Raw genomic sequence first — 24381 nt, 5'->3', positions numbered from 1 at the left:
ATCGACGGCCGACGAGCAGCGCACGAGGCGCCTTTCGTCGGCCGTCGGCGGTGCGTGTCAGGAGCCGGTGACCGGGCGGTCGTACCGGGTGCGCAGCTCCTCGGCGCGACGGCTCAGCGCCGCGACCTCGGGGCCTGCTCCCAGCAGTCCGCGCGAGAGCGAGACAAGCACGTGACCTGCGTTTTCGCCGAAGACCTCGCTCATCTGCGCGGGCCCCGCACCCTGCGCTCCGAAGCCCGGCGCAAGGAGCGGCGCCGAGGGTGCGGCCCGGTCCAGGCCCAGGCGGCGGTAGGCATCGCCGACAGTCGCACCGACCACCAGGCCGACGCTCGACCAGCGGCCGGGAGCGGCCCCGCCGATCTTCTCGGCGTGTCGCGCGATCTCATGCGCCACCGGCGTGTCACCGCGGGTGAGGGCGTGCTGGACCTGCGGTCCGTCCGGGTTCGAGGTGAGCGCGAGCAGGAACAGTCCCTTGCCGTGCTCGGCCGCGAGCTGCGCGGCGGGATCCAGCGAGCCGGTGCCCAGATAGGGGCTGACGGTGATCGCGTCGGCCTCGAGCGGCGCGCCCGGCAGCAGGTGCGCCGCGGCGTAGGCGGCCATGGTCGAGCCGATGTCCCCGCGCTTGACGTCGAGGATCGTGAGCACCCCGCGTGCCCGGGCCTCGGCCAGCAGCTCCTCGAGCACCGCCACTCCCGCGGAGCCGTGACGCTCGTAGAAGGCCGACTGCGGCTTGATCGCCGCGACCCGGCCGGCGACGGCGTCCAGCGCGCGCTCCGAGAACTCTCGCAGGCCCTGCGGGGTGTCGGGCAGGGACCAGTCCGTCAGCAGCGCGGCGTGCGGGTCGATCCCGGCGATGATCCTCCCCCGCTCGGCGACCGCCTGCTGGAGGCGGTCGCCGAAGGGGACGGGAGCGCTGCTCATGCGTGCGCCACGGCGCCGCGCGCCTCGGCGAGCCGGGCGGTGTGCGCTTGCAGACTCAGCACCTCGAACGGCTCGACCGGGCGCGCCTCGATCGCCTGCACTGCCGCCTGGAACTCCTGCAGCGTGGTGATCATCGGAACATCCATGCTGGTCGCGGCGGCGCGGATGGCGTAGCCGTCGACGCGGGCGTTCGAGCCGGAGGGCGTGTTCATCACCAGATCGACCTGACCGTTCTCGATCAGCTCGATCACGCTCGCCTCGTCCCCGGGCTCGGAGGCCTTGCGCAGCACGCGGCAGGGGATGCCGTAGCGGCTGAGCACTCGGCCGGTGCCTGCGGTGGTGAGGATCTCGAAGCCGAGCGCGGCCAGGCGCGCGACGGGCAGCGGCAGGGAGCGCTTGTCGCGATCGGAGACCGAGACGAAGGCGGTGCCCGCGCTGGGCAGGCCCTGGCCGGAGATCGCCAGCTGCGACTTCGCGAAGGCCAGCGGGAAGGTCGCGTCCAGCCCCATCACCTCACCGGTCGAGCGCATCTCCGGGCCCAGCACGGAGTCGACCGCGCGGCCCTCGGCGGTGCGGAAGCGCTTGAACGGGAGCACCGCCTCCTTGACCGCGATCGGCGAGTCGTCGGGCAGGTGCGTGCCATCGCCCTCGGCGGGCAGCACTCCCCCACGGCGCAGGTCCGCGATCGAGCTGCCGGCCATCAGCAGCGCCGCCGCCTGGGCGAGGGCCACGCCCGTGGCCTTGGCGACGAAGGGCACGGTGCGGGAGGCGCGGGGGTTGGCCTCGAGCACGTAGAGCACGCCGTGGGAGAGGGCGAACTGGATGTTGAGCAGGCCGCGCACGCCCACGCCCTCGGCGATCGCGAGGGTCGAGGTGCGGATCCGCTCCATCACCGCATCGCTCAGGGTGATCGGCGGGAGGGTGCAGGCCGAGTCGCCGGAGTGGATGCCGGCCTCCTCGATGTGCTCCATCACGCCGCCGATGTAGAGGTCGGTGCCGTCGTAGAGGGCGTCGACGTCGATCTCGATCGCGGTGTCGAGGAAGCTGTCGATCAGGATCGGGGCCTCGGCCCGTCCGCTCTCGGGCAGGTTGCGGGCCACGTAGTCCACCAGGCCCGCCTCGTCGAACACGATCTCCATGCCGCGGCCGCCGAGCACGTAGCTCGGGCGCACCAGCACCGGGTAGCCCACGCGCGCGGCGACCTCGGTCGCATCGCTCAGGCCCCAGGCGGTGCCGTAGGGCGGGGCGGGCAGATCCGCCTCGGCGAGCACCGCGCCGAAGTGGCCGCGGTCCTCGGCGTTGTCGATCGCCGCGGGGCTGGTGCCGATGATCGGCAGGCCCTCGGCCTCGAGCCGGCGCGCGAGGGAGAGCGGGGTCTGACCGCCCAGCTGCACGATCACGCCCGCCACGGGACCGGCCGCCTTCTCCGCCTCATACACCTCGACCACGTCCTCGAAGGTGAGGGGCTCGAAGTAGAGGCGATCGGCGATGTCGTAGTCGGTCGAGACGGTCTCGGGGTTGCAGTTGACCATGACGGTCTCGTAGCCGCCGCCGGGCAGGTCGCGGTTGCCGAGCGCCATCGCGGCGTGCACGCAGGAGTAGTCGAACTCGATGCCCTGGCCGATGCGGTTGGGGCCCGAGCCGAGGATCAGCACCGCGGGACGCTCGCGCGGCTCAACCTCGGTCTCCTGGTCGTAGGTGGAGTAGTGGTACGGGGTGGCCGAGGCGAACTCGGCCGCGCAGGTGTCGACGGTCTTGTAGACCGGATTGATGCCGAGCGCCTCGCGCACGCCCTTGACCACGTCGCCGCTGCGGCCGCTGAGCGCCCCGATCTGGTCATCGGACAGTCCGTGGCGCTTGGCCAGGGACAGCAGCTCCGCGTCGAGCACCTCGGAGGCGCGGATCTCGGCGGCGATCTCGGCGACCATCAGCATCTGGTCCAGGAACCAGCGGTCGATCGCGGTCGCCTCGACCAGGCGGTCGAGGGTCTCGGCCGGGTCGAGGATGCCCTCGGCCGCGGACCACAGGATCCGCCCGATCGTCACCAGGCGCTCGGCGGTGGGGATGCGCACCTCGTCGAGCAGCTCGGTGACCTCGGAGGCCGGGGGAGGCGCGCCGAGGTAGCTCAGGCTCGCGTCCTTCACGTCGATCGAGCGCTGCGCCTTGCCGAGCGCCTCGGTGAAGTTGCGGCCCAGGGCCATCGCCTCGCCGACGCTCTTCATGGTGGTGGTGAGCGTGGGATCGGCCGCCGGGAACTTCTCGAAGGCGAAGCGCGGCACCTTGACGACCACGTAGTCCAGCGCCGGCTCGAAGCTCGCCGGGGTGGTGCCGGTGATGTCGTTGCGGATCTCGTCGAGGGTGTAGCCGATCGCGACGCGAGCCGCGATCTTCGCGATCGGGAAGCCGGTGGCCTTCGAGGCCAGCGCCGAGGAGCGGGAGACGCGCGGGTTCATCTCGATGACCACCACGCGACCGGTCTCGGGATGGGTGGCGAACTGGACGTTGCAGCCGCCGGTGTCCACCCCCACCTCGCGGATGATGGCGATGCCGAGGTCGCGCAGCGTCTGCATCTCGACGTCGGTGAGGGTCAGCGCGGGGGCGACGGTGACGGAGTCGCCGGTGTGCACGCCGACGGGGTCGACGTTCTCGATCGAGCAGACCACCACGCAGTTGTCCGCGCTGTCGCGCATCAGCTCGAGCTCGAACTCCTTCCAGCCCAGGATCGACTCCTCCAGCAGCACCTCGCTGGTGGGCGAGTAGTGCAGGCCGTCGCCGCCGATGCGGCGCAGGTCCGCCTCGTCGTAGGCCATGCCGGAGCCGAGCCCGCCCATGGTGAAGCTGGGGCGCACCACCATCGGGTAGCCGAGATCGTCGGCCGCCTCGAGCAGCTCGTCCATGGTGTGGCAGATCCGCGAGCGCGCGGACTCGCCGCCCACCCGCTCGACGACCTCCTTGAACAGCTGGCGGTCCTCGGCCTTGTTGATGGCGTCCAGGCTCGCGCCGATCATCTCGACGCCGAGCTCCTCGAGGGTGCCGTCGTTCGCGAGCGCGATCGCGGCGTTCAGCGCGGTCTGGCCGCCGAGGGTGGGCAGCAGCGCGTCGGGCCGCTCCTTCTCGATGATGGTGCGGATGATCTGCGGATCGATCGGCTCGATGTACGTGGCATCGGCGATCTCGGGGTCCGTCATGATCGTGGCCGGGTTGGAGTTGACGAGGATGACCCGCAGGCCCTCCTCGCGCAGCACCCTGCAGGCCTGGGTGCCGGAGTAGTCGAACTCTGCGGCCTGACCGATCACGATCGGGCCGGAGCCGATGACCAGGACGGAGGTGATATCGGTGCGACGGGGCATCAGGACTCCTTGGATGCAGAGGCGGCGCGGTGGGCGACGGCGAGCTCTGCCAGACGATCGAAGAGGGGCGAGGCGTCGTGCGGGCCGCCGGCCGCCTCGGGGTGGTACTGGACCGAGTAGGCGGGCAGGTCGAGGCAGCGCAGGCCCTCGACCACTCCGTCGTTCAGCCCGACATGGGAGACCACGACGCGGCCGTAGCGGCCGTCCCCGTGGGGGGCGATGTGCTCGCCCTCGAGGGGCAGGTCCACGGCGAAGCCGTGGTTGTGGGCGGTGATCGCGACCTGGCCGGTCTCGCGGTCCTGCACGGGCTGGTTGATCCCACGGTGGCCGTACTTCAGCTTGTAGGTGCCGAAGCCGAGGGCGCGGCCCAGCAGCTGGTTGCCGAAGCAGATGCCGAAGAAGGGGATCCCGGCGTCCAGCACGCCGCGCAGCAGCTCGATCTGGGCGGTCGCGGCGGCGGGGTCGCCGGGGCCGTTGGAGAAGAACACGGCATCCGGGGCGATCGCCACGAGGTCCTCGATCGAGGTGCTCGCGGGCAGCAGGTGCACGCGCAGCCCCCGGGCGAGCATGCTGCGCGGGGAGGCGCCCTTGATACCCAGGTCCACGGCGGCGACGGTCGCGCGCACCTCGCCCTCGGGCTCGAGCACGACGGGCTGGGCGATCGTGACCTCGTCGACGAAGTTCGCGCCGGTCATCGAGGGCTGCTGGCGCACCTGCTCGAGCAGCTCCTGCTCGGAGGCGGCGAGGGCGTCGCCGGAGAAGATGCCGCCGCGCATGGAACCGCTCTCGCGCAGCACGCGGGTGAGCATGCGGGTGTCGATGTCGCTGATGCCCACCACGTCGCTGCTGATCAGCAGATCATCGAGGGTCTGCTCGGCGCGGTAGGAGGAGGCGATGCGGCTGGCGTCGCGCACGGCGTAGCCGCGCACCCACACCTTGCGGGACTCCATGTCCTGGGCGTTCGCGCCGGTGTTGCCGATGTGCGGGGAGGTCTGGACCACGATCTGGCCGGCATAGGAGGGGTCCGAGAGGGTCTCCTGGTAGCCGGTCATGCCGGTGGTGAAGACGACCTCGCCGAGGCGGGTGCCGCGGGCGCCGTAGGCGGATCCGCGCAGGACGGTGCCGTCCTCGAGGATCAGCAGCGCCTTCTCGCGGCGGGCGCGGGAGGCGGGGGGCCTGGTGGAAGCGGTGGAAGTCATGCGTGCTCCTTCCGGGAGAGCAGGAGGTCGTGGTCGGCGCGCCGGGCGAGGCGCAGTCCGGTGTCGAGGAGCTGGTCGCCCAGGCGCCAGCGGATGATCAGGAGGCCGTCGCCGCCGATGAACTTCCCGGCCATGCCGGGTCCGGAGGTGATCTCCGAGACGTCCGGGCCGGGGATGGTCAGGTGTGCGGCGCCCTCGCGCTCGATCCTGAAGGTGCCGCCGTCGCCGAGGCTGACCCGGGCGTTCGCGCGGTGTCCCAGCCCGTGGGCGACGATCCGCTCGAGGGGCTGCTCGGCGAGCACGGTGTCGACGTAGACGGCGTCCACCGGCCCGTGGGCGATCCCCTCGCCGAGCTCGTCGAGCGCGGCGCTCGTGGGAGGGGGCAGGTGCTGCTGCGAGCGGCCTCGTCGTCGCCAGCCCCAGGCCATTCCGGCCAGGGCGAGGGCGAACAGCGCGACCAGCAGCAGCACGGGCAGGACCCGGTCGTTCATCGGGTCACCACCTGGCCCTCGCGCACGGTGGGTCGCCCGCCGAGCACCGTGAGGCGGTTGGTGCCCGGCAGCTCGAGCCCCGCGAACGGGGAGTTGCGGCTGAGGGAGGCGTGCTCGGCCGGGTCCGCGACCCGCACCGGGCGCGGGTCCCAGACCAGCACATGGGCCGGGGAACCGGGCTCGAGGGGCTGGCCCTGGTCCTCGTCCCGGCCGATCTCGGCGGGCGTCTCGGACAGCACGCGGGCTACGTCCCGCCAGCTCAGGCGCCCCTCGTCGACCATGGTCAGCTGCACCAGGGACAGGGCGGTCTCGAGCCCGGTCATGCCCATCGCGGCCTGGTCCCACTCGCGGTCCTTGGCGTCGCGCGGGTGGGGGGCGTGGTCGGTGGCGACGATGTCGATGGTGCCGTCGGCGAGCCCCTCGCGGACCGCCTCGACATCGGTCGCGGTGCGCAGCGGCGGGTTCACCTTGAACACTGCGTCGAACTGGCGCACGTTCTCGTCGGTCAGCAGCAGGTGGTGGGGCGTGACCTCAGCGGTCACGGCGATGCCGCGCTGCTTCGCCCAGCGGATGATGTCCACGCTCCCGGCGGTCGAGAGGTGGCACACGTGCAGGCGGGAGCCGACGTGCTGGGCCAGCAGCACGTCGCGCGCGATGATCGACTCCTCGGCCACGGCCGGCCAGCCGGTCAGGCCGAGCTCCGCGGAGACGACGCCCTCATGCATCTGGGCGCCCTCGGTGAGCCGAGGGTCCTGGGCGTGCTGAGCGATCACGCCGTCGAAGGACTTCACGTACTCCAGAGCGCGACGCATCAGCACGGGATCGTGGACGCACTTGCCGTCGTCGCTGAACACGCGGACCTTCGCTCGGGAGTTCGCCATCGCGTCGAGCTCGGCGAGCCGCTCCCCCGCCAGTCCCACGGTCACCGCGCCCACGGGACGCACGGAGCACCAGCCGGCGCTGTCGCCGCGGCGCGCGACCTGCTCGACCACACCGGCGGTGTCGGCGACCGGGGTGGTGTTGGCCATGGCGTGCACGGCGGTGAACCCGCCGCGTGCGGCGGCGCGGGTGCCGGACTCGACGGTCTCGGCCTCCTCCCCGCCGGGCTCGCGCAGGTGGGTGTGGAGATCGACCAGTCCGGGCAGCACGATGCAGCCGTCGGCGTCGATCACCTCGGCGCCCTCCGGCGCCTCGAGGTCGGCGCCGACGGCCTCGATCCGGCCGCCAGCCAGAAGGAGGTCCTGGACCTGCTCGCCGTAGGGACGGCCGCCTCGGATCAGCAGCGGGGCGGGATCCGCAGCGGCTGCGGTCGCGGCGGCGTTCTCAGTGGTCACGGGGAGCCTCCCGGGCATCGGTGGCGAGCAGGTGGTAGAGGACGGCCATGCGGACGAAGACGCCGGAGGCGACCTGTTCGACGATGACGCTGCGGGGCGAGTCGGCGACGGAGCCGTCGATCTCGAAGCCGCGGTTCATCGGACCGGGGTGCATGACGATCGCGTGATCGGGCAGGGTCTGCGCCCGTGCGGCGCTCAGGCCGTAGCGGCGGGAGTACTCCCCCGCGGTCGGGAAGAAGCCTCCGCCGACCATCCGCTCGCTCTGGACCCGCAGCATCATCACGGCGTCCGGGCCGGTGGCCAGCGCCGCGTCGAGGTCGTAGCTGATCTCGCAGGGCCAGGCGGAGGCGCCGACGGGCACCAGGGCCGGCGGGGCCACGAGGGTCACGCGGGCGCCGAGCAGGGTCAGCAGCAGCACGTTCGAGCGTGCCACCCGCGAGTGGAGCACATCGCCGACGATCACCACGTGCGCACCGGCGAGATCCGCGCTCGGATCCTCGGGGCGCAGGTGACGACGCATGGTGAAGGCGTCGAGCATCGCCTGGGTGGGGTGCTCGTGCGCGCCGTCCCCGGCGTTGATGATGGGCTGATCGATCCAGCCCGAATGGGCCAGCAGGTGCGCGGCGCCGGAGGAGGCCGAGCGGACCACCACGGCGTCGGCGCCCATCGCCTGCAGGGTGAGGGCGGTGTCCTTGAGCGATTCGCCCTTGGAGATGCTGGAGCCCTTGGCGGAGAAGTTGATGACGTCCGCGGAGAGCCGCTTCGCAGCGGCCTCGAAGCTGATCCGTGTGCGGGTGGAGTCCTCGAAGAAGAGGTTCACCACCGTGGTGCCCACGAGGGTGGGCAGCTTGCGGATCGAGCGGGACTGCGTCTGCGCCATGTGCTCTGCGGTGGCGAGCACGGCCAGGGCGTCCTCGCGGGTGAGGTCTGCGATCGAGATGAAGTGCCTCATGCGCCCTCCCCCTCACCGGCCGCGAGGCGGACGATGTCGACCGCGTCGGTGCCGTCCGTCTCCGTGAGCTGGACGTGCACCCGCTCGCTGCGGGCGGTGGGGAGGTTCTTGCCCACGTGGTCCGCGCGGATCGGCAGCTCGCGATGGCCGCGGTCCACCAGCACGGCGAGCCGTACCGCGGCGGGGCGGCCGATGGCGCTCAGCGCGTCGAGCGCGGCACGGACGGTGCGCCCGGAGTAGAGCACGTCGTCGACCAGGACCACGGTGCGCCCGTCGATCCCGGCGCGCGGGATCCGGGTGGGGCTCGGGGCGCGGGTGGGATTGCTGCGCAGATCGTCGCGGTACATCGTGATGTCGAGCGCGCCGTGGAGGTCGGAGAGGCCCTCCCCCTCGGGGCGGCCCTCGGCGCGCGCGATCTGCTCGGCCAGGCGGCGGGCGAGCGGCACGCCGCGATGCGGGATGCCGAGCAGGACCAGGTCCTCGGCGCCGTGGCCGCTCTCGAGGATCTCGTGGGCGACGCGCGTCAGCGCCCGCCGGATCTCGTCGGGGCCCAGCACGCGGGAGCTGCCTGCGGGCGGGGCGGGGGTCTCGGGCGCGGGCTGTGAGCCCGTGCTGCGGTCGTCGGTCATGGGGGTCTCCCTTCCACGCCTCACAGGACGTGTCGTTAAAGGGTGGGGCGCTCGTGCGAGCGGTGCCGAGTCTAGAGGGAGGCTCCCGGGCGGCGCCCGGGTGACCGCCCCTCGGACCATGCGGCGGTGGAGCGGCGCGCTCTGCGCGGGGCAGGGTGCGCCGCGGTCGTTCAGGAGAGCATGCCGCGCATGTCCACCAGGCGCTGCAGCAGGCCGTTGACGAAGCGGGGCGAGTCGTCGGTCGAGAGCACCTCGGCGATCTTGGTGTACTCGCCGATGATCGCTCCGCGACCCGCATCGTCCGCGCCGTGGAGCACCTCGGCGCTGCCCAGTCGCAGGATCGCCCGGTCCACCGCCGGCATGCGGTGCAACGGCCAGTCGCGGGAGTGGGTGGAGAGATCCTCGTCGATATCGACGGCGTGCGGGGCGTACAGCTCCACCAGCTCGCGCGAGCGGGCGGGCAGCGGGGTCTGCGCCGCGGTGCGCTTCAGGCGCTCACCGAGCACGTCGAGCACGTCGGCGCGCTTCGCGTCGGCCTCGAAGAGCACGTCGATCGCCCGGATGCGATCACGGGTGCGGCCGTGGAGACGATCGGCGGCGGCGGGGATCGTGCGCTCGAACTCGACCTCGGCGGCAGGCCCGGGGCCCGGGGGGCGGGACGGTGCTCGTCCCGCCCGCGGTCGCTGGGCTCAGACACGGTCCTTGTACTCTCCCGTGGAGGTGCTGACGCGGACCCGGTCGCCGATGTTGATGAACAGCGGGACCTGGATCTCGCGGCCGGTGCTGAGACGGGCCGGCTTCGTGCCGCCGCTGGAGCGGTCGCCCTGCAGGCCGGGCTCGGTCTCCGCGATCTCAAGCTCGACGTTCGCGGGGAGCTCGACGAAGAGCGCCTGGCCCTCGTGGAAGGCGACGACCACGTCCTGGTTCTCGCCAAGGAAGTCCTTGGCGTCGCCGACGACCTCCTCGGTGAGGCTGGTCTGCTCCCAGTTGGAGGTGTCCATGAAGACGTACATGTCGCCGTCGAGGTAGGAGAACTGCATGTCGCGGCGGTCCACGGTGGCGGTCTCGACCTTGACGCCGGCGTTGAAGGTCTTGTCGACGCCCTTGCCGGACATCACGTTCTTGAGCTTGGTGCGCACGAAGGCCGGGCCCTTGCCGGGCTTGACATGCTGGAACTCGACCACGCTCCAGAGCTGCTGGTCCAGCACCAGGACCATCCCGTTCTTCAGATCATTCGTCGTCGCCATGAGTCTCCTCGGTAGTCGTCTGGGCGTGGCAAGGATACCGCGCAGGCACGCTCCGGCCGGTGCGCGCTCGACCTCTCACCGGGCCGACGTGAGGTCGATCATGCTGAGCAGCCGCACGGCGAGGGGGTGGGCGGCGCTCTCCTCCCGCCAGCCGCTGGTCTTCACCGCCCGGGAGACGGTCTGCTGGGTGACCCCGAGCCGCTCGGCGAGCTGCGCCTGGGTGGCTCCGGGGTCGCGGCGCAGAGCGCGCACCGCCTCCCACTGGCCGCGGCTGCGGGCGCGGATCATCCACACCACCAGTCGCAGCACCGCCTCGGCGTCCGCGGCGGTGCCCTCCTGGCGAGGATCAGCCGCTCGCACCGCGAGCGGCACCTGGGAGGTGGTGCGCGCGGAGGCCAGCGCCGCCTCGGCGGCCTCGAGCGCAGGACCGGAGATCTCCCGGACGGAGGCGGGCAGCGGCCCGTGCACCGCTCCCACGCCGAGGCCGACGGCGAGGGACCCGACCTCCGCGGCCCGCAGCAGCACCTCGAGCGCCGCCTCGGCACGGCCCGCCAGCACCAGGGCGTCGGGCCCGACGGTGCGCTCGGCGGGCAGCGGCAGCTCGAGCTCCGCGAGCGCCTCCAGCAGCTCCGGGACGGGATCGGAGGCAGAGCGGCCATGGCCCGGCCGACCAGAGAGCGACAGCACGAACATCAGGACCCCTTCGAGGCAGGTTCACGGCGTGCGAGCACTGCTTCGTCAGCGCGTGCGGCCCACAGCCCACAGCAGAAACAGCTTGTGTTCGATGCTACAGCGTCCTACCGCTCCCCGCTCAACAGCCTGCTCGCGAACCGCTCCCCCTCAACAGCCCACTGACGACCCAGAAACAGGGCGGATCCGGTTCGTCAGCAGGCTGTTCGTGCCCGAACGGCCCGGCGAGGCCGCCAGCGGCCTCGACAGCCCGCTGACGACCCACAAACAGGGCAGATCCGGTTCGCCAGCAGGCAGTTCGCGACGGAGCTGCCCGGCGGCGCCGCCAGCGGGCTGCTGGTGCCCGAACGGCCCGGCGGCACCGCCAGCCGACCGGGCCGGGGGCGCTGAACGAGCCTGCGGAGCGTCGGGCGGCGCGCAGCTCAGGCGAGCTCGATGAGCTCCTGGTACTCGGCGTTCCACAGGTCCTCGACCGCATCGGGCATCATCAGCACCCGCTCCGGGTTCAGCGCGGCGACGGCGCCGGGGTCGTGGGAGACCAGCACCACGGCGCCCTCGAAGGCGGCCAGCGCCCCGAGGATCTCCTCGCGGCTGGCGGGATCGAGGTTGTTCGTCGGCTCGTCCAGCAGCAGCACGTTCGCGCTCGAGACCACGAGCGCCGCGAGCGCGAGGCGTGTCTTCTCGCCGCCGGAGAGCACGCGCGCCGGCTTGTGCACGTCATCGCCGGTGAACAGGAACGAGCCGAGGATCTTGCGGGCCTCGACCTCGGGCAGCTCGTAGGCGGCGGTCATCATGTTCTCGAGCACCGTGCGATCCAGGTCGAGCGTCTCGTGCTCCTGGGCGTAGTAGCCCACGCGGAGCCCGTGGCCGGGCAGCAGCCCGCCGGTGTCCGGCTGGTCCACGCCCGCCAGGATCCGCAGCAGGGTGGTCTTGCCCGCACCGTTCAGCCCGATGATCACCACACGCGAGCCGCGGTCGATCGCGAGGTCCACCCCGGTGAAGATCTCGAGGCTGCCGTAGGACTTCGAGAGGTCCTCCGCCATCAGCGGGGTCTTGCCGCAGGGGGCGGGCTTGGGGAAGCGCAGGGAGGCGACGCGGTCCTTCTGCCGCTCCCCCTCGACGCCGTCGAGCATGCGCTCGGCGCGCTTGAGCATGTTCTGCGCGGCGACCGCCTTGGTGGCCTTCGCGCGCATCTTCTCGGCCTGGGCGGTCAGCTGGGTCGCCTTCTTCTCGGCGTTGCTGCGCTCGCGCTTGCGGCGCTTCTCGTCATCCTCGCGCTGGCGCAGGTACTGCTTCCAGCCCATGTTGTAGATGTCGATGACGGCGCGGTTCGCGTCCAGGTAGAACACCTTGTTGACGACCTGTTCCACGAGCTCGACGTCATGGCTGATGACGATCACCGCGCCGCGGTAGCTCATCAGGTACTCGCGCAGCCACACGATCGAGTCGTGGTCGAGGTGGTTGGTGGGCTCGTCCAGGATCATCGTCTGCGCCTGCGAGAACAGGATGCGGGCGAGCTCCACGCGGCGGCGCTGGCCGCCCGAGAGGGTGCCGAGCTCCTGCTCAAGCAGCCGGTTGGGCAGCCCCAGGTTCGCGGCCATGCGCTTGGCCTCGGCCTCGGCGGCGTAACCGCCCGCGGCATCGAGCTCCGCCTCGATGCGGGGGTAGCGGTTCATCGCCTTCTCGCGGCGCGCCTCGCTGAGGGACATGTCCGCCATCTCCTCCTCGGCGCGGCGGAGCTTCTTCAGGATCACGTCGAGTCCGCGCGCGGAGAGGATGCGGGCCAGCACCGGTTCGGTGTCCTCGCCGCTGTGGGTGTCCTGGGGCAGGTAGCCGAGCTCGCCGGAGAGCTCCACGCTGCCCTCCGAGGGGTCCAGCGTGCCGGAGAGGACCTTGGTGAGGGTGGTCTTGCCGGCGCCGTTGCGGCCCACCAGGCCCACCCTGTCCCCGGCGGTCACCTGGAAGGAGACGTCGCTCATGAGCAGCCGAGCGCCGACGCGGATGGCGAGGTCGTGCACGGTGATCACGGGATTCTGCTCCTGGTTCGAGGGGATCGCTCTGCGCGCGCCGACGGTCGGTCCCGGCGCGGAGCCTCGTCGAGTCTAGGGCCGATCCCCTCGGATCAGCGCTCGGAATACGGGGCACGGTGCCGTGTTCCACAGCACCTGCGGCTCGCGAGGTGTCATGCTGGCCCGACCGGCCGTGACCGCGGCCGGAGGACGCAGCAGAGAGGCGCGAGATGCGGATCGGGGTACCCCGGGAGATCAAGAACAACGAGAACCGTGTGGGTCTGGGCGCGGCCGGCGTCCACGAGCTGGTCACACACGGTCACGAGGTGCTCGTCGAAGCAGGCGCCGGGACGGGCTCGCTGGTGAGCGACGAGGACTACCGGGCGGCCGGCGCGCGCATCCTCGACACCGCCGAGGAGGTCTGGGAGCAGGCCGAGATGATCGTGAAGGTCAAGGAGCCGCTCCCCCAGGAGCACCATCTGCTGCGCAGGGGGCAGGTGCTGTTCACCTACCTGCATCTCGCGGCCGACTCTGCGCTGACCGAGGCGCTGCTGTCCTCGGGCGCGACCTCGATCGCCTACGAGACCGTGCAGCGCGAGGACCGCTCGCTGCCCCTGCTGGCCCCGATGAGCATGATCGCGGGTCGCCTCGCGGCCCAGGTCGGCGCCTACCACCTGATGGCCCCGCTGGGCGGCTCCGGTGTGCTGATGGGCGGCATCCCGGGCACCACCGAGGCGCGGGTGCTGGTGATCGGCGGCGGGATGGTCGGCGAGCAGGCCGCGGTGATGGCGCTGGGGATGCACGCCGACGTCACCGTGATGGATCTCGACGTGGGCCGCCTCGGCCAGATCGCAGGGATGCACCACGGCCGCATCAAGACCCGCTACTCGACGGCCCTGGATCTCGCCGAGCAGGTGGCGCAGGCCGATGTGGTGGTCGGCTCGGTGCTGATCCCCGGGAAGAAGGCACCCAAGCTCGTGACCGACGAGATGGTCGCCGCGATGAAGCCCGGCGCGGTGCTGGTGGACGTCGCGATCGATCAGGGCGGATGCTTCGAGAACTCCCGGCCCACCACGCACGACGACCCCACCTTCCGGGTCCACGACACGATCTACTACTGCGTGGCGAACATGCCGGGCTCCGTGCCGGTCACCGCGACCGCGGCGCTGAACAACTCCACCCTCCCCTACATCCTGAGGATCGCGCGCTCGGGGTGGCGCGAGGCGCTGCGCGCCGATCCAGCGCTGGCCAAGGGGCTGCACACGCACGAGGGGATGCTCGTGCACGAGGGCACCGCCGAGGCCCATGACCTCGAGATCACCGCGCGCGAGGTCGCGCTCGGCTGACCGCGCGCCCCGGCACGACGAAGGCCCCCGCAGATCGGTGCGATCTTTCGCACCCTCCTGCGGGGGCCTTCCGATGCGGCGCGGAGCGCCGCCTCCGAGCTCAGCTCAGAGGTTGAAGCCGATCGCGCGCAGCTGCTCGCGGCCGTCCTCGGTGATCTTCTCCATGCCCCACGGCGGCATCCACACCCAGTTGATGCGGTGCGTCTCGGTGATGGGGTCCAGCGCCGCGAAGGTCTGCTCCTCGAGCACGTCCGTCAGCGGGCAGGCGGCGGAGGTCAGCGTCATGTCGATCACGGCATTGCCGTCCTCGACGTTGACGCCGTAGACGAGGCCGAGATCGACGACGTTGATCCCGAGCTCGGGATCGATGACGTCCTTCATCGCCTCGATGACGTCCTCGGAGCTCACGGTCGCCGAAGGAGTCGTCTGTTCGGTCATGGCATCCTCCCGAAGGGACATGGGTCGCGGGAGCGACCCCCTGATGGATGGTGCCGCGCCGGGCCGGGGGCTCTCCCGGAGCGGCGCAGCCGATGAGGTCAGGCCTCGACCAGGAACCGGTCGTAGCCCTCGGCCTCGAGACGCTCGGCCAGCTCCGGGCCGCCCTGCTCGGCGATCCGGCCGCCGACGAAGACGTGGACGTAGTCCGGCTTCACGTACTGCAGGATACGGGTGTAGTGGGTGATCAGCATGACGCCCACCTCGGTCTCCTGCTTGGCGCGGTTGATGCCCTCGGAGACGATGCGCAGCGCATCGACGTCGAGGCCGGAGTCGGTCTCGTCGAGGATGGCGATGCCGGGCTTCAGCAGCTGCATCTGCAGGATCTCGTGGCGCTTCTTCTCGCCGCCCGAGAAGCCCTCGTTGACGTTGCGCTCGGCGAAGACGGGGTCCATCTTCAGATCGTCCATGGCGCCCTTGACGTCCTTGACCCAGGTGCGCAGCGAGGGGGCCTCGCCGTCGATCGCGGTCTTGGCGGTGCGCAGGAAGTTCGAGACGGTCACGCCGGGGACCTCGACCGGGTACTGCATGGCGAGGAACAGGCCGGCGCGGGCACGCTCGTCCACGCTCATCTCGAGCACGTCCTCGCCGTCGAGGGTGACCTCGCCACCGGTGATCTCGTACTTGGGGTGGCCGGCGATCGCGTAGGCGAGGGTGGACTTGCCCGAGCCGTTGGGGCCCATGATCGCGTGAGTCTCACCGCTGCGGATGGTGAGGTCGACGCCCTTGAGGATCTCCTTGGTGCCTTCGGGGGTCTCGACGGTGGCGTGGAGGTTCTTGATCTCCAGAATCGACATGAGTGGTTCTCCTTGACCAGGTGTGCTGGTGGATGAGTGACGATGGTGGGCGCCGTGGGCGGCGCCCGGAATGTTCAGGTGGCGGGGGCTGCGGTCGGATCCACCAGGATCTCTCCGCTGCTCTCGTCGATGCGCACGGGGAACACCCGCACGGGCAGGACGGCCGGGAGCTGCAGCGGACGACCTGTGACCAGGTCGAACTGGCTGCCGTGCTTCCAGCACTCGATGGTGCATCCCTCGACCTCGCCGTCGCTCAGCGCGATCTCGTCGTGCGAGCAGAGGTCCTCGAGGGCGTGGACGCCGCCGTCCTCGTCGCGCACCAGGGCGATCTCGATGCCGCCGGCGACGACGTCGATCGCCTCGCCGGGGGCGAGGTCGGCCAGGGCGGCGACGGGGACGAAGGCGTCCGACATCAGTTCATGCTCCGTGCGAGCTCGTCCTCGATCGCGGCTGAGAGGCGCTCCCGGATCTCGGGCACGTCGATCTGCTGGATGATCTCGGCGAAGAAGCCGCGCACCACCAGACGACGGGCCTCGATCTCGGGGATGCCGCGTGCACGCAGGTAGAACAGCTGCTCGTCGTCGAATCGACCCGTCGCAGCGGCGTGCCCGGCGCCCTCGATCTCACCGGTCTCGATCTCGAGGTTGGGCACCGAGTCGGCGCGAGCGCCCTCGGTGAGCACCAGGTTGCGGTTGAGCTCGTAGGTGTTGGTGCCCTCGGCCTCCTTGCGGATCAGCACGTCGCCGACCCACACCGAGCGCGCCTTGCGCCCCTGCAGCGCGCCCTTGTAGGCGACGTTGGAGGTGCAGTGGGGAGCGCTGTGGTCCACGAAGAGCCGGTTCTCGAAGAACTGGTCCTCGTCGGAGAAGTACAGGCCGAGCTTCTCGATCTCTCCGCCGGGGGCGGCGTACTCGCCGATCGAGTTCAGGCGCACTCCGCTGCCGCCGAGGGTGACGGCGACGTGCTTGAGCTTCGCGTCCCGTCCCACGCGGGCGTGGTGGGTGGCGATGTGCAGCGCGTCGTCATCCCAGTCGTGCACGGAGATGACGGTCATCTGCGAGTTGTCGCCCGCGATGATCTCGACGTTCTGCGCGTACTGGGCGCTGCCGGTGTGGTTGAGCACGAAGATCGCGGAGGAGGACTCCTCGGTCTCGAGCACGAGGTGCGCGTTGCCACGACGGTCCGCGCCGCGGCCGGTGATGTCCACGCGGAACGGCGTTTCGTAGGCGGCGTTCTTCGCGGCGACCAGGTGCAGGGCCTGCTCGGTGCGCGCGGAGGCGAGCGCGGTGGTGAGGTCCTCGGGAACCAGGACGGTGCCGCGGGGGGCCTCGCCGATCGCGAGGGTCTTCGCCTCGGGGGCGCCCTCGGGGACGGTGACCTGGTAGTCCACCGCGGGGTCGCCCTCGCGGTCGTCGGTCGCGACGTCCTCGAACAGCGGCGCGAAGCGGCGCAGCGGGGTGAAGCGCCACTCCTCGACATCGCTGCGGGGCACCTCGTGGTCGGAGACCTCGAAGGAGCGCTTGCGGGCGCCGCGGTGCAGCGCGGCGGTCGCCGGGGAGTCCTGGCCGGGGAGGGTCAGGTTCTCCTCCTCCAGCTCGGGCGCGGCGGTGGTCTCGACGTCGTCGAGGGCCGTCTGGGCGGCGACCGGAGCGGCTCCGGCGGCGTGGCCCACGGCCTCGTTCGCCGAGGGGTCCCCCGCGTTCTCGGCACCCTTCACATCAGTGGTCGTCATCAGCCGACTGCTCCTTCCATCTGCAGCTCGATCAGGCGGTTCAGCTCCAGGGCGTACTCCATCGGGAGCTCACGGGCGATGGGCTCGATGAAGCCGCGCACGATCATCGCCATCGCCTCGGCCTCCTCCATGCCGCGGCTCATCAGGTAGAAGAGCTGCTCCTCGGAGACCTTGGAGACGGTGGCCTCGTGGCCCATCTGGACATCGTCGACGCGGACGTCGACGTACGGGTAGGTGTCGGTGCGGGACATGGTGTCCACCAGCAGCGCGTCGCACAGCACGGTCGAGGCCGAGTGCTCGGCGCCCGGCATCACCTGGACCAGGCCGCGGTACGAGCTGCGGCCGCCTCCGCGGGAGACGGACTTCGAGACGATCGAGCTCGAGGTGTGGGGTGCCATGTGCACCATCTTCGAGCCCGTGTCCTGCTGCTGGCCCTCGCCGGCGAAGGCGACCGAGAGGGTCTCTCCGCGGGCGTGCTCGCCCATCAGCCACACGGCCGGGTACTTCATGGTGACCTTGGAGCCGATGTTGCCGTCGACCCACTCCATGACACCGCCCTGCTCGACGGTGGTGCGCTTGGTGACCAGGTTGTACACGTTGTTCGACCAGTTCTGGATGGTCGTGTAGCGCACGCGGGCGTCCTTCTTCACGACGATCTCCACGACCGCGCTGTGCAGCGAGTCGGAGTTGTAGATCGGCGCGGTGCAGCCCTCGACGTAGTGCACGTAGGAGCCCTCGTCGGCGATGATCAGGGTGCGCTCGAACTGGCCCATGTTCTCGGTGTTGATCCGGAAGTAGGCCTGCAGCGGGATCTCGACGTGGACGCCCTTGGGGACGTACACGAAGGAGCCGCCGGACCACACGGCCGTGTTCAGCGCGGAGAACTTGTTGTCACCGGAGGGGATGACGGTGCCGAAGTACTCCTTGAAGATCTCCGGGTGCTCCTTGAGAGCGGTGTCGGTGTCGAGGAAGATGACGCCCTGCTCCTCCAGGTCCTCGCGGATCTGGTGGTAGACGACCTCGGACTCGTACTGCGCCGCGACACCTGCGACCAGGCGCTGCTTCTCCGCCTCAGGGATGCCGAGACGGTCGTAGGTCTCCTTGATGTCCTCGGGCAGGTCCTCCCAGGAGGTGGCCTGCTTCTCGGTGGAGCGGACGAAGTACTTGATGTCGTCGAAGGCGATGCCGGACAGGTCCGGGCCCCAGGTGGGCATGGGCTTCTTCTCGAACAGCTTCAGCGCCTTGAGGCGACGTTCGAGCATCCACTCGGGCTCGTCCTTGCGGGCCGAGATGTCCCGCACGACGTCCTCGGACAGGCCGCGGCGCGCGCTGGCGCCGGCGGAGTCCTCGTCGTGCCATCCATAGGCGTAGCCGCCCATGGAGTCGATGATCTCGTCCTGCGTGAGCTTCTCTGGTGCGCTCGTCATGGTGTCCTTCCCTCGGTGAGCGGAATGTGTGTCGTGCAGGCGTGCGCCCCCTGCGCCAGGGTGGCCAGGCGTTGGACGGGGGCACCGATGATTCGGGAGATGACGCGGGTCTCGGCCTCACACATCTCGGGGTGGTCTGCGGCGATGTCGAGCACGGGGCAGTGACCGTGGCACAGCTGCGCCGTGACGAGCGTACGCGGATTCGCACCGGACTGTGCGCCCGCGCTGGGCAGCGGGACGTGCAGCGGGCGCACCGTGGAGGCGTACCCGCGCTCTGTGAGCAGCTCGGAGAGGATCTCCAGGCGCCGTGCGACGCTCACGCTCTCGCCCTCCGCCTCGAGCTCGGCGACCCGCTGGGCCACCATGCTCTCCCAGTCGGCGATGCGGCGCTCGGCCAGAGCCTTCACCGCCTCGTCCCCGCCGAGGCGGGCGAGCTCCTGGACGGCCATCACGGCGAGCTCGTCGTATCCCCCGGGCAGCGACTCATGGGCCGACGGGGAGAGCACGAAGGACTTGCTGGGACGGCCGCGGCCGCGCTGGACGACCGGCACCTCGTGCTCGGCGATGATCCCCTCCGCCTCGAGGGCGGCGAGGTGACGGCGCACCGCTGCGCTGGTGAGGCCGAAGCTCTCGGCCAGCCGGCGCGCCGTGATCGGACCGTGGGTCGAGATCGCCTCGACGAGGCGATCGCGTGTGGTCTGGGGCGCCCCGGTCTCGAGCTCGGGTGCTGTCATCGTGGCCTCCTCCCGCCGATCGCCCTTCCGATTTTACAACACTCCGCTTGCCAAATACCTTCCCCAGCACTGTGCCGCACAGCACGCAGGGTGCCCTAACCTGCATATTCACTCCCGTGTGCCGCTCCGGCAAGCAGACCTCTTCCATTTAGTATCGGTTTCAACTATTCTGGGCGTGACGCCTTACCGACCGAAGGGACCACCCGATGACCACCGAGAGCACCCGCAGCACGGACCACTCCACCCGCGGCGCGTACGTCGCCGTCGGGGAAGCCTTCGACCGCGACATGAACTACATCGACGATCGCATCACGGCCGACGGCCGCGACGGCTGGCCGGTCGAGGCCGGCCGCTACCGGCTGATCGCCGCGCGGGCCTGCCCGTGGGCCAACCGCACCCTCATCTCCCGCCGCCTGCTGGGCCTCGAGGACGTCCTCTCGGTCGGGATGCCCGGGCCCACCCACGACCGTCGGTCCTGGACCTTCGACCTCGACGAGGGCGGCGTGGACCCGGTGCTCGGCTACGAGCGCCTGCAGCAGGCATATTTCGCGCGCTTCCCCGACTACCCCCGCGGCATCACGGTGCCGGCGGTCGTGGACCTGCCCACCAAGGCGGTGGTGACCAACGACTTCCAGCAGATCACGCTCGACTTCGCGACCGAGTGGACCGAGCACCACCGCGAGGGCGCTCCGGATCTGTACCCCGCCGCGCAGCGCGAGGAGATCGACGCCCTGAACAAGTGGATGCTCCACCACGTCAACAACGGCGTGTACAAGACGGGCTTCGCCGGTTCGCAGGAGACCTACGAGACGGAGTACCGCGCGCTGTGGGCGGCGCTCGACGAGCTCGAGGAGCGGCTGGGCCGCAGCCGCTACCTCATGGGCGCCTCGATCACCGAGGCCGACGTGCGCCTCTTCCCGACCCTGATCCGCTTCGATCCGGTGTACCACGGCCACTTCAAGGCCAACCGTCAGACCCTGGCGAGCATGCCGAACCTGTGGAACTACACCAAGGACCTGTTCACCACGCCCGGCTTCGGCGACACGGTGGACTTCGAGCAGATCAAGCGCCACTACTACTACGTCCACGAGGACCTCAACCCCACTCAGGTGGTGCCGCTGGGCCCGGATCTGAGCGGCCTGCTCGAGCCCCATGACCGTGATCGCTTCGAGACCGACACCTGGGGTCCGGGCGGCACCGCACCCCTCGCGCCGCTGGCCGCCGAGGTGGTCGATCCGGCGCACACGCCGCTGCAGGTGACCGGGCGCTGACCCGGGCAGGCCACGCCCGCCCGAGCGGTCCCGCACATCCTGTGCTCTCTCGCGTGCGGCGCGGCCTACGATGGTGCGCGCCATGGACCACCACTCCCCTGCCCTCGTCGCCGACGACCTCACGCTCAGCTACGGCTCCGTCCGTGCGCTCGACGGCCTGAGCCTCACCGCCGAGCGCGGTGCGGTGACCGCTCTGCTGGGCTCGAACGGCGCCGGCAAGACCACCGCGATCTCGTGCGCCACCGGTCTGCTGCGGCCCGATGCCGGCACCGTGCGGGTGCTCGGCGCCGACCCCTGGCGCTCGAGCCCCGAGCACCGCGCCCGGGTGGGCGTGATGATCCAGGACGGAGGCCTCGCCTCCGGCGCCTCGGCCATGCAGCTGCTGCGCTACGGGGCGAGCCTGCACGCCGATCCCCTGGACGTCGTGGAGGTCGCCGAGCACCTCGGCATCGACACGTTCGGCCGCACGCTGGTGCGCCGCCTGTCAGGAGGCCAGCGGCAGCGCCTGGCCCTTGCGCTGGCGATCATCGGGCGCCCCGACCTCGTCTTCCTCGACGAGCCCACCGCCGGGATGGATCCCTCGATCCGTCGGCGGGTGCGCGAGCTCATCCGCGGTCTCGCCCGCACCGGCACCGCGGTGGTGCTCACCACGCACCTGATGGACGACGTGGTGGGCCTCGCCGATGCCGTGCGCGTGATCTCCCACGGCCGCGTCCTCGCCTCCGGCTCCGTGCAGGACGTGATCAGCTCCCACCGCTCGGCGGACGGCGCGCTGGTGCTCCAGGCCACCGCGACCGGCGTCGACCCGCGCGTGGCGCCCGCGCTCGAGGCCGACCTGCGCGCGGCCGCCGCGCGCCACGGCGCGCAGCTCGAGATCACCTCGGGCGGCGCGGCCGATCTGGAGTCGGTGCTGCTGGACCTGATGGACCAGGAGCATCCGTCGGCACCCGGTCCCGACCCCGTCGGCCCCGCCGCGAGCGTGACGGCCCCGAGCGAGCAGGAGCTGCGATGACCGCCACCCGGGACCGGAGCACCGAGGCCCGTTCCGAGCGCACGCCGCGCCCGGCCCCCGCTCTGCGCCGCATCCTCGCCCATGCCGGGCTCGAGACGAGAGTGCTGCTGTCCAACGGCGAGCAGCTCACCGTCGCCGTGGCGCTGCCGGCGATGGTGCTGATCGGGCTGTGGCTGCTGCCGCTGGGACGTCTCGAGGGCGTGGCCGCGGTGGACACCGCGGTCGCCGCGACCTTCGCGACCGCGCTGATCTCCACCTCCTTCACCTCCCAGGCGATCCTCACCGGCTTCGACCGCCGCAACGGGGTGCTGCGCTGGGTGGCCACCACTCCCCTGGGCCGCAGCGGCTATCTCGCGGGGAAGATCCTCGCCACTCTCACCACCCATGTGCTGCAGGTGGTGGTGCTGGGACTGATCGCGCTGATCATCGGCTGGCGGCCCGAGCTGCTGGGGCTCGCGGCGATGGTGCCGGTGTGGCTGATCGGCACGGTCGCCTTCGGGGCGCTCGGCATGCTGGTCGCGGGGACGCTGCGCACCGAGGCGGTGCTGGCGGTCTCGAACCTGCTGTTCGTGCTGATGGTGGCCGCGGGCGGTGTCGCCTTCCCCGCCTCGACCTATCCGCGGATCCTGAGCGGTCTGGTGGATCTGCTGCCCTCGGGCGCGCTCGGCGAGCTGCTGCGGGCGTGCCTGGCCTCGGGCAGCTTCTCGATCGGATCGGTCGTGGTGCTGCTGGCCTGGGCGGTGGGCGGGACGCTCGCGGTGATCCGCTGGTTCCGCTGGACGGACAGCTGAGCGCACGGATGCGTCGTCCGTCGCATCGTCCCGCACGGATCAGCAATCTCCCGGGAGCGGAATCTAGACTCGGGACCATGTCCACCCCCGTCGCCGCCGCACGGCGGACCCCTGAGCGCCACGGCCGCATCACCACCCTCCCCGACCCTCGGCTGCCGTCCTGGGGACCGGTGCGTCGCGCGCGGGTGGCGGCGTTCGTGCTCTGGGGCAACCTGATCTGCCAGATGGGCATCATCCTCTCGGGTGGCGCGGTGCGACTGACCGCGAGCGGACTGGGCTGCTCCTCCTGGCCGCACTGCGAGCCCGGGCAGTTCACCCCCGAGCTGACCCTCGAGGCCGGGATCCATCCCTTCGTCGAGTTCGGCAACCGCTCCCTGACGGGCGTGCTGAGCGTCTTCGCCGTCGCGGTGCTGCTGGTGGCCTGGCGCTGGCTGGGCCACAAGGGGACCGGCTTCCGCCGTCTGGCGCTGGTGCCGCTGATCGGCACCGCTCTGCAGGCGGGCATCGGCGCCTTCGTGGTGTGGCTGGACCTGCACCCCGGCATCGTCAGCCCGCACTTCCTGATCTCTCCGGTGCTCGTGGCCCTGTCGACGGTGCTGCTGGTGCGCCTGTACGACGGCGACGGCCGGATCCGCCTCGCCGTCCCGAGAGCGGCGCTGAGCGCCTTCGTGCCGCTCGCGGTGCTCGGCTTCGTGGTGCTGGTGCTGGGCACCCTCGTCACCGGCACGGGCCCCCACTCCGGCGATGCCGGCGAGGTCACCCGCATCGACATCGATCCGGTGCTGATCTCGCGCATCCACGCCGTCTCGGTGTACGCCTTCTGCACCGTGCTCGCGGTGCTGCTGGTGATCCTGCACCGCGCCCGGGCCCGCCGCGAGGCGATCGGCGCCGCCTGGTGGCTGGTGGCCCTGACCCTCGCGCAGGGCGTGATCGGCTACATCCAGTACTTCACCGGCCTGCCCGAGCTGATCGTGTTCCTCCACCTGCTGGGCGCCGCGGTGTTCGCCGCCGGGATCGCCTGGGTGGGGGCGCGGCTGGTCACCTGGCAGGAGCCGCAGGCCGCACCGACCGGCGACACCAGCGCGGAGGCCGGCACACGCGCCGCGCACCGCGGCACGGAGGCACGATGATCCTCGGCAGGCGCCGTCGCAGCTCCTCCCAGGAGCTCCCCACCCTCGAGCAAGCTCGTCCCGCCGGCGAGTTCGTCGCCTCGGTGCTCTCGCATCTGCGCAGTGTGGTCGACGTGGGCTGGAACCTGCTGGAGGTGGACGCCGAGGCGCACCGCCTGATCCGCGAGGCCGGCGCCACCAGCTGCTACGTCGACTACCACCCCGTCTTCGGGGCCTCGCCCTTCGGGTACGTCATCTGCACCTCGCTCAACGACGGCGTGCTCCACGGTCGCCCCTATGACCGCGTGCTCGAGGACGGCGACCTGCTCTCCCTCGACTTCGCGGTCGAGGTGGAGGGCTGGGTCGCGGACTCCTGCCTGACGGTCGCCGTGGGCGCTCCACGGCCGGAGGATCTGCAGCTGATCCGCGATACGGAGAGCGTGATGTGGGCGGGCATCGACCAGGTCACCGCGGGCGCCACCGTGGGCGACATCGGCCATGCGGTGATGAACCGGGCGCATGCGCTCGGCTACACGATCAACGAGCGCTTCGGCGGCCACGGCGTGGGCCGCACCATGCACGAGGCGCCGTTCGTGCCCAACCACGGCACTCCCGGCAGCGGCACGGAGCTGGTGGCCGGTCAGCTGATCACGGTCGAGCCGTTCCTGGTGCCCACCACCTCGGAGCTCACGGTGGACGCGCGCGACGGCTGGACCCAGCTTTCGGCCGACGGCTCGCGCGGCGCGCATGCGGAGCACACGCTCCAGGTCACCGACGGCGCGCCGGTCATCCTCACCGCCCGCGCGGACGATCCCTCCCCGCGCAGCTCGCTGGGCTGAGCGGAG

23 protein-coding genes are annotated in these 24381 nt (G+C 71.1%); 6 read left to right on the top strand and 17 right to left on the bottom strand.

Translation table 11 applies throughout. From position 1 onward, the window contains the following. Positions 1-57: 57 nt before the first annotated feature. The 11 genes from pyrF to BN4251_RS10575 form a co-directional block, all read right to left on the bottom strand. On the bottom strand, positions 58-921 hold the full coding sequence (gene pyrF / locus BN4251_RS10625) for an orotidine-5'-phosphate decarboxylase (RefSeq protein WP_087485092.1): 864 nt from the start codon (positions 919-921) through the stop codon (positions 58-60). Beyond that, entirely contained in the window at positions 918-4271 is a 3354-nt protein-coding gene (gene carB / locus BN4251_RS10620) for a carbamoyl-phosphate synthase large subunit (RefSeq protein WP_087485091.1), read from the bottom strand. Before carB ends, pyrF begins: the two co-directional genes overlap by 4 nt. After that, positions 4271-5470, bottom strand: a complete 1200-nt coding sequence (gene carA, locus BN4251_RS10615) for a glutamine-hydrolyzing carbamoyl-phosphate synthase small subunit (RefSeq protein ID WP_087485090.1) — start codon at positions 5468-5470, stop codon at positions 4271-4273. Before carA ends, carB begins: the two co-directional genes overlap by 1 nt. After that, positions 5467-5961 carry a PH-like domain-containing protein gene (locus tag BN4251_RS10610; RefSeq protein WP_087485089.1) on the bottom strand — a complete coding sequence of 165 codons (495 nt, stop codon included), beginning with the start codon at positions 5959-5961 and terminating at the stop codon, positions 5467-5469. The genes carA and BN4251_RS10610 overlap by 4 nt, the downstream gene beginning before the upstream one ends. Further along, positions 5958-7295: a dihydroorotase gene (locus tag BN4251_RS10605; RefSeq protein WP_245810299.1), complete on the bottom strand. Its 1338-nt coding sequence runs from the start codon at positions 7293-7295 to the stop codon at positions 5958-5960. Before BN4251_RS10605 ends, BN4251_RS10610 begins: the two co-directional genes overlap by 4 nt. Beyond that, positions 7285-8247, bottom strand: coding sequence for an aspartate carbamoyltransferase catalytic subunit (locus BN4251_RS10600; protein ID WP_087486333.1), 963 nt, complete (start codon positions 8245-8247; stop codon positions 7285-7287). The genes BN4251_RS10605 and BN4251_RS10600 overlap by 11 nt, the downstream gene beginning before the upstream one ends. Beyond that, the gene (gene pyrR, locus BN4251_RS10595; RefSeq protein ID WP_245810298.1) at positions 8244-8876 is read right to left on the bottom strand and encodes a bifunctional pyr operon transcriptional regulator/uracil phosphoribosyltransferase PyrR; all 633 of its coding nucleotides are present in this window, start codon (positions 8874-8876) and stop codon (positions 8244-8246) included. Before pyrR ends, BN4251_RS10600 begins: the two co-directional genes overlap by 4 nt. Positions 8877-9046: 170 nt before the next feature. After that, a complete protein-coding gene (locus BN4251_RS10590; RefSeq protein ID WP_245810297.1) occupies positions 9047-9424 on the bottom strand; it encodes a transcription antitermination protein NusB in 378 nt (125 codons plus the stop codon). Between the two features lie 141 nt (positions 9425-9565). After that, a complete protein-coding gene (gene efp / locus BN4251_RS10585) occupies positions 9566-10123 on the bottom strand; it encodes an elongation factor P (RefSeq protein WP_087485086.1) in 558 nt (185 codons plus the stop codon). A gap of 75 nt (positions 10124-10198) precedes the next feature. Further along, on the bottom strand, positions 10199-10816 hold the full coding sequence (locus BN4251_RS10580) for a MarR family transcriptional regulator (protein WP_087485085.1): 618 nt from the start codon (positions 10814-10816) through the stop codon (positions 10199-10201). Positions 10817-11235: 419 nt separating this feature from the next. After that, positions 11236-12840, bottom strand: coding sequence for an ABC-F family ATP-binding cassette domain-containing protein (locus BN4251_RS10575; protein WP_087485084.1), 1605 nt, complete (start codon positions 12838-12840; stop codon positions 11236-11238). A 212-nt stretch (positions 12841-13052) separates the two neighbouring features. Between BN4251_RS10575 and ald the strand changes: the two genes are divergently transcribed. Beyond that, the gene (gene ald / locus BN4251_RS10570; protein WP_087485083.1) at positions 13053-14168 is read left to right on the top strand and encodes an alanine dehydrogenase; all 1116 of its coding nucleotides are present in this window, start codon (positions 13053-13055) and stop codon (positions 14166-14168) included. Positions 14169-14273: 105 nt separating this feature from the next. Here the strand turns inward: ald and BN4251_RS10565 are convergent, their stop codons facing one another. The 6 genes from BN4251_RS10565 to BN4251_RS10540 form a co-directional block, all read right to left on the bottom strand. After that, positions 14274-14606, bottom strand: a complete 333-nt coding sequence (locus BN4251_RS10565; RefSeq protein WP_087485082.1) for a metal-sulfur cluster assembly factor — start codon at positions 14604-14606, stop codon at positions 14274-14276. Between the two features lie 98 nt (positions 14607-14704). After that, positions 14705-15460 carry a Fe-S cluster assembly ATPase SufC gene (sufC, locus tag BN4251_RS10560; RefSeq protein WP_087485081.1) on the bottom strand — a complete coding sequence of 252 codons (756 nt, stop codon included), beginning with the start codon at positions 15458-15460 and terminating at the stop codon, positions 14705-14707. Between the two features lie 74 nt (positions 15461-15534). Beyond that, a complete protein-coding gene (locus tag BN4251_RS10555) occupies positions 15535-15873 on the bottom strand; it encodes a non-heme iron oxygenase ferredoxin subunit (protein WP_087485080.1) in 339 nt (112 codons plus the stop codon). After that, on the bottom strand, positions 15873-17192 hold the full coding sequence (sufD, locus tag BN4251_RS10550; RefSeq protein ID WP_087485079.1) for a Fe-S cluster assembly protein SufD: 1320 nt from the start codon (positions 17190-17192) through the stop codon (positions 15873-15875). The genes BN4251_RS10555 and sufD overlap by 1 nt, the downstream gene beginning before the upstream one ends. Then, positions 17192-18619, bottom strand: coding sequence for a Fe-S cluster assembly protein SufB (gene sufB, locus BN4251_RS10545; protein WP_087485078.1), 1428 nt, complete (start codon positions 18617-18619; stop codon positions 17192-17194). Before sufB ends, sufD begins: the two co-directional genes overlap by 1 nt. Then, positions 18616-19353 carry a helix-turn-helix transcriptional regulator gene (locus BN4251_RS10540; RefSeq protein ID WP_087485077.1) on the bottom strand — a complete coding sequence of 246 codons (738 nt, stop codon included), beginning with the start codon at positions 19351-19353 and terminating at the stop codon, positions 18616-18618. Before BN4251_RS10540 ends, sufB begins: the two co-directional genes overlap by 4 nt. A gap of 206 nt (positions 19354-19559) precedes the next feature. Between BN4251_RS10540 and BN4251_RS10535 the strand changes: the two genes are divergently transcribed. The 5 genes from BN4251_RS10535 (at position 19560) to map (ending at position 24375) form a co-directional block, all read left to right on the top strand. After that, positions 19560-20624, top strand: coding sequence for a glutathione S-transferase family protein (locus BN4251_RS10535; RefSeq protein ID WP_087485076.1), 1065 nt, complete (start codon positions 19560-19562; stop codon positions 20622-20624). 82 nt (positions 20625-20706) lie between these two features. After that, complete coding sequence (locus BN4251_RS10530) at positions 20707-21636, top strand: ABC transporter ATP-binding protein (protein ID WP_245810296.1); 930 nt, start codon at positions 20707-20709, stop codon at positions 21634-21636. Further along, positions 21633-22427, top strand: a complete 795-nt coding sequence (locus BN4251_RS10525) for an ABC transporter permease (RefSeq protein WP_087485074.1) — start codon at positions 21633-21635, stop codon at positions 22425-22427. Before BN4251_RS10530 ends, BN4251_RS10525 begins: the two co-directional genes overlap by 4 nt. A gap of 77 nt (positions 22428-22504) precedes the next feature. Next, positions 22505-23557: a COX15/CtaA family protein gene (locus tag BN4251_RS10520; protein WP_170931935.1), complete on the top strand. Its 1053-nt coding sequence runs from the start codon at positions 22505-22507 to the stop codon at positions 23555-23557. Further along, positions 23554-24375 carry a type I methionyl aminopeptidase gene (gene map, locus BN4251_RS10515; protein ID WP_087485073.1) on the top strand — a complete coding sequence of 274 codons (822 nt, stop codon included), beginning with the start codon at positions 23554-23556 and terminating at the stop codon, positions 24373-24375. Before BN4251_RS10520 ends, map begins: the two co-directional genes overlap by 4 nt. The last annotated feature ends 6 nt before the right edge of the window (positions 24376-24381 follow it).

This window comes from Brachybacterium massiliense (assembly GCF_900184245.1).
In the GTDB taxonomy this organism is placed as follows: Bacteria; Actinomycetota; Actinomycetes; order Actinomycetales; family Dermabacteraceae; genus Brachybacterium; species Brachybacterium massiliense.
The sequence above is the reverse complement of the archived record's forward strand: the minus strand, read 5'-3'. Positions and strand labels throughout refer to the sequence as shown.